Source organism: Kitasatospora sp. NPDC085464, from assembly GCF_044541955.1.
In the GTDB taxonomy this organism is placed as follows: domain Bacteria; phylum Actinomycetota; class Actinomycetes; order Streptomycetales; family Streptomycetaceae; genus Kitasatospora.
In genome coordinates, this window is record NZ_JBITTM010000107.1 from 1 (window position 1) to 5077 (window position 5077).

The following is a 5077-nucleotide window of genomic DNA, read 5'->3' on the forward strand; positions in this document are numbered from 1 at the left end:
GCGATCACCTGCCGGTAGGACGCCACCAGCACCGCCAGCAGCACCGCGATCGCGGCGGTGACCGGCAGCGTGAAGCCCAGCCCGTACCCGCCGGCGGCAGCCAGCACCAGGACGATCGACTCCGGCCCGTACGCGACCGAGGCCATCGCGTCCAACGAGAGCGCCGCCAGTCCGCCCGGGACGCTCAACCGGTGCCGCTCCTCAGCCTCGCCGGTATCCGGAGGCGCGGGTTCGGCCGTGACAGACGGAATGGTGCTCTCTGGCATGCGTGGCTCCTCGATCGTGACGGTCACGATCGTGAAGCGCCCTGGAACACCGCCCGCCGGTTCCTACACACCCTTGATGTCGGCGGCCCCACCCTTGATGCAATCTTGACGCCCCCCGCAACGATTCGGCCCCTGAGGCGACGCCCGTCACAGCCGGACGGCGGGCCTCGGGGGCCGAAGGGGTGCACCCGGTGCCGGTGGCACGCGGCACCGGGTGGGTCCATCGGGTTGCCGGCTACTGCCCGGGCTTGCGGCCGTGGTTCGCCTTCTTCTTCCGCCGGGCCTTCTTCTTGCGGGCGCGCTTGGACATCGTGTTCTCTCTCGGTGGGTGGGTGTCGGACGGTTCAGGCAGCCTGGCCGACCAGCTGGTCGGCGAGCTTGGCCAGGCGCTTCAGCGAGCGCTCCTCCTGGGCGGCGGCCGCAGTGGGCGCGATGACGCCGCCGTCGAAGTAAGCGCCGTTGGCGACGACCGTCTCCGGCAAGCAGAGCCGCAGGACGGCCGCTGCGCCCTCCGCCGCCGGCGCGCCGACCCGCCCGTACAGCGGCAGCAGCGCGGTGTCGCACAGGCCCGGGTTGACGCTGACGGCGGTGATCCCGGAGCCGGCCGGAGCCATGTCGGCAGTCGCCATGGTCAGCGCGAGCTGCGACTGCGCGTACGCGGCGACCCGCGAGTACTTCTTCACCCGGTGCGGGTCCGACCAGTTCATCGAGGCGGTGCGGTGCAGGGACGACGACACATTGACGATCCGCGCGTCGCCCGCAGCCGACAGCGGGGCCCGCAGCAGCTTCGCCAACAGGTGCGCGGCCAGGAAGTTGACCTGCAGCGAGACCTCGTTGCCGTCGTCGGTGAGGGTGCAGCGCTCGGGCGCCATCGCAGCGGCGTTGTTCACCAGCAGGTCCAGCGCCGGGTAGTGCTTGACGACCGTGCCGGCCAGCACCGCGACCTCCGACAGGTGAGTGAAGTCGGCTGCCAGCTCGACGAGTTGGTCCCGTCGGGCACCGGCGGCGACCAGCCGCTCGACGGCCGCCTCGGCCTCCGCGGTGGTGCGTGCGTGCACCAGCACGGTCGCCCCGTGCCCGGCGAGCAGCCGGGCGGTCTCCCAGCCGATCCCGGAGGACGCGCCGGTGACGAGGGCGGTGCGAGCGGACAGAACAGCGTCGGACATGACCCATCCAAGGGTGGAAGGGCACCGGCGGGGTGCGAAGACAGTGCGGCACGAAGCCGCACGCCCACGGGGCCGCGGGTGCGAAGAGATGTGATGCATTGGAACGCTCGTCCACCCCTGCCCTCGGAGCCCTCCGGGGCAGGGGACGGACGGCGGTGATCGGCACGGGCACGACGAACGGCACCCGTCCCGTGCACGTCGGCCGGTGACGAGCGGGAAGGAGCTCGGCCCTTACCGGACGACGGTGGCGACCGCGACAGCGACGATCCGCGGCCGGCTATGCGGCGGGCGGTCGTGGTGGCGTGTCGAGCGGTGCATGTCCCCCATCAAAGCCTGCCCCGATGCCGGGGACAAGCTCGTTCACCCTCCCTGACGAAGCCCTGACGCGCGGTCGACGCGTCGTTGATGCTCACGCCCCAAGGTCGCGTCCCGCGTAATGGTGGAGTCCCTGTGTACTGACGTTCCAATGGGGCGAGGCTCCTGGGCGCGGGGTCTGCAACAGTGCAGGCTTCCGATCCGGTGCAACTGTGATCCAATGAGTCCGTGGGGGATACGCGAAGGACCTATGGGCCGTTGGAACTCGTTGACGGGTGCTGGGTGGTGGGGGACTCCCACCGGCCGGACGGTTGCTGGGTGGAGTTCCGAACAGAGGGGATGGTCCGGCACGCCAGCGGCACAGAGGACGAGTTGGTTCCCTGGTCCCGGGTCATGCTGGGGATTGGTATCCAGATAGGACATGGGACGAAGGGATCGGGCTATCAGGGTGAGCTCGGGTTGACGGGCCTGCTCGGCGGCCTCCCTGGTCCCTTCAAGGGACGTGGGGGTGGCCACCTCAGCATGACCCTCCGCCACCCGTACGAGGAACGGAAGCTGACCTTCGACCGGCACGCCGGGTGGTACAAGCCAACGCACGTCCTGCTCCTGGCCGAGCTGATGACGCAGACGGTCGCTGCCGGCGACGCTCACCGGCTCGGCGACGCCGACTGGCTTGAATGGGCGGTCGGGCGCCTGGAGCTCGTGACGTCCTGGCCGATCGGCCGTCAGCCGGCGGCAGTGGTGAAAGCGGCCCTGAAGGACTGACCAGCTCTCGCCAAGAGGGGCAGGCGAGCCTCGGCCGGGGCGCGGACTCGCTGTGACGCGCCCTGGTCTCACCTGGTACTGGCGGTGAACAGTCATGCCGTGGGCGGGAGTTCGTCGTGGGTGCGCTCGGTGGGTAGATCTGGTCCATGCTGCCCTCGGATTGGTAGCGGCGGGGGAAGGCGGTCCGTTCGCCGTGCATCTCGAATAGCACGGCGATGACCAGCCGTAGGAGCGAGATCGCCAAGGTCCCGTCAGCAAGAGCCCTGTCGCTGCCAGGCTTTCGTCAACGAGCCGACACCCGTCGGCTGCGGTCTGCCGTACTGGACACATGTCCGTCACCGTTCCACCCATCACCGACTGGTTCACCCCCGAGCAGCCCGGAGCGGACGTCCTGCCCGCCCACGTCGCACGCAGTGCCCACGGCGGCTGGTGGGCGGACGACCCCGACACCGTCCGGGCACTACTGGTGCACTGCGGACCGGAACGGCTGCTGCGCGGAGACCCCGACCGACTGGACCCAGACGTCCTCGCCCCCTTCGGGCGCGGTCAGTTCCACGCCCCGGACCACTTCCTCCCCCTGTTGGGGCGCACGTTCAGCCACATCACGCCGTGGATCCGCGTGCTGCACGTCCACTCGGAGCAGCCTCGGCCGATCTCCCGCAACACCGCGGCCTGGATACGCCCACTTCACGCCACCGACGAGGCCCACCTCGACCGGCTCGCCCGCCGTTCCTCCTCCGCGAACCGCCCTGGACTCCCGCACTGGACCGCCGAGACCTGGGGCGGTCATCGCGCGCTCGCGGCGAGCGGCTTCGCCTGGGGCGCGTTCCTCGGGCCGTACCTGGCCTCGCTCGCCTGCGGCTACCTCGCCGGACGGAACCACCTGGACATCGCCGTGGCTACCGACCCGGCATTCCGGCGCCTCGACCTCGCACTCGCCTGCGTCCGTGCCGCCACGACCGCCGCCCACGCCCGAGGCCTCAGCCCGACCTGGTCGGCGCCACAGAGCAACCACGCCAGCCGGACGCTCGCCGAAGCCGCGGGCTTCCGACCCGTGCGACAGGAGGTGGTGTACTGGGCCGGCCTGGCACGCACTCACTGACGAACAGGTGCCCGACAGGACGTCAGGGTGCTGTCAAGGAACCGGCATCGCATGCCAAGCCGCCGTCAAGACACGCATGGCAAGTGAAGATCCGGTGCTTCGCTGTCCGGCGTCCCCGCCGATCCCCGAACCGCCGCCCACCCGACCGGGCGGCCCGGAAGGTCCCCCGAGACGATGCGCCGTTCGGCCCTCACCACCCCGGACACCACCACCGACCGGCACAGCCGGTCCCGCCGCCGGGAGCATGCACCCGTGCAAGCTCCGCAGCACCCGAGCCACCGGCCGCCCGACCCCCGGAGCGGCCGCCGCCGGCTCATCACCCGGCAGCAGCTCGCCGAGGCGCTGCCCGCAGCCGTCCGCAAGCTGCACCCGCGCGTCATGGCGCGCAACCCGGTGATGCTGGTGGTCGAGACCGGCTCGGCACTCACCACCCTCACGGCGGTGCTCCACCCGGGGGTCTTCGCCTGGGTGATCTCGTTCTGGCTCTGGCTGACCGTGCTGTTCGCCAACCTCGCCGAGGCCGTCGCCGAGAGCCGCGGCAAGGCGCAGGCCGACTCGCTGCGCCGCGCCCAGGCCGGCACCACCGCCCGACGGCTGCTGCACTGGCGGGTCGGCACCCGCGACCTGCGCCACGAGGTCATCCCCGCCGCGCAGTTGATGCTGCACGACATCGTGCTCGTGCCGGCCGGCGAGGTCATCCCGCAGGACGGCGAGGTGGTCGAGGGCGTCGCTGCCGTGGACGAGTCGGCGATCACCGGGGAGTCCGCACCCGTCGTCCGCGAGTCCGGCGGCGACCGCACCGGCGTCACCGGCGGCACCAAAGTCCTCTCCGACCACCTGGTCGTCCGCGTCACCTCCCGCCCCGGGCACAGCTTCGTCGACCGCATGATCGCCCTGGTCGAAGGCGCCAACCGGCAGAAGACGCCCAACGAGATCGCCCTCAACATCCTGCTCGCCTCCCTCACCATCGTCTTCCTGCTCTCCGTCGCCTCCCTCCAGCCGATGGCCATCTACGCGAACGCGCCGCAGACCACCATCGTGCTGGTCGCGCTGATGGTCGCGCTCATCCCGACAACGATCGGCGCGCTGCTCTCGGCGATCGGCATCGCCGGCATGGACCGGCTCGTCCAGCGCAACGTCGTCGCCCTCTCCGGTCGGGCGGTCGAGGCCGCCGGGGACGTCGACGTCCTGCTGCTCGACAAGACCGGCACCATCACCCACGGCAACCGCCGCGCCGTCGCCCTGCACCCCCTGACCGGCGCGACCACCGAACAGCTCGCCGAAGCCGCCCAGTTGGCCTCGATCGCGGACGAAACACCCGAAGGGCGGTCACTCGTCGAACTGACGAATCGTCAGTACTGGGTGCCACCCCGCTCCCCCGGCGAACTCGGCGAGCAGCAGCCCGTCCCGTTCACCGCGCACAGCCGGATGAGCGGCGTCGACCTGCGCTGGCCCGACGGCAC

Annotated in this window: 5 protein-coding genes and 1 pseudogene; 3 read left to right on the plus strand and 3 right to left on the minus strand. The window is 71.1% G+C overall.

What is annotated here, in order from left to right:
• The 3 genes and pseudogenes from ACIGG8_RS42650 to ACIGG8_RS42660 all read right to left on the minus strand — a co-directional run.
• Positions 1 to 266: pseudogene (locus ACIGG8_RS42650) on the minus strand (amino acid permease); the annotation flags it as partial.
• Between the two features lie 235 nt (positions 267 to 501).
• On the minus strand, positions 502 to 576 hold the full coding sequence (locus ACIGG8_RS42655; protein WP_380419867.1) for a 50S ribosomal protein bL37: 75 nt from the start codon (positions 574 to 576) through the stop codon (positions 502 to 504).
• 34 nt (positions 577 to 610) lie between these two features.
• A complete protein-coding gene (locus tag ACIGG8_RS42660) occupies positions 611 to 1432 on the minus strand; it encodes an SDR family NAD(P)-dependent oxidoreductase (protein WP_396553964.1) in 822 nt (273 codons plus the stop codon).
• Positions 1433 to 2065: 633 nt separating this feature from the next.
• Here ACIGG8_RS42660 and ACIGG8_RS42665 point away from each other — a divergent pair.
• The 3 genes from ACIGG8_RS42665 to ACIGG8_RS42675 all read left to right on the plus strand — a co-directional run.
• A complete protein-coding gene (locus ACIGG8_RS42665; RefSeq protein ID WP_396553965.1) occupies positions 2066 to 2512 on the plus strand; it encodes a hypothetical protein in 447 nt (148 codons plus the stop codon).
• 328 nt (positions 2513 to 2840) lie between these two features.
• A complete protein-coding gene (locus tag ACIGG8_RS42670; protein WP_396553966.1) occupies positions 2841 to 3614 on the plus strand; it encodes a GNAT family N-acetyltransferase in 774 nt (257 codons plus the stop codon).
• A 174-nt stretch (positions 3615 to 3788) separates the two neighbouring features.
• On the plus strand, positions 3789 to 5077 hold a 1289-nt coding region (locus tag ACIGG8_RS42675), incomplete at its 3' end, for an HAD-IC family P-type ATPase (protein ID WP_396553967.1).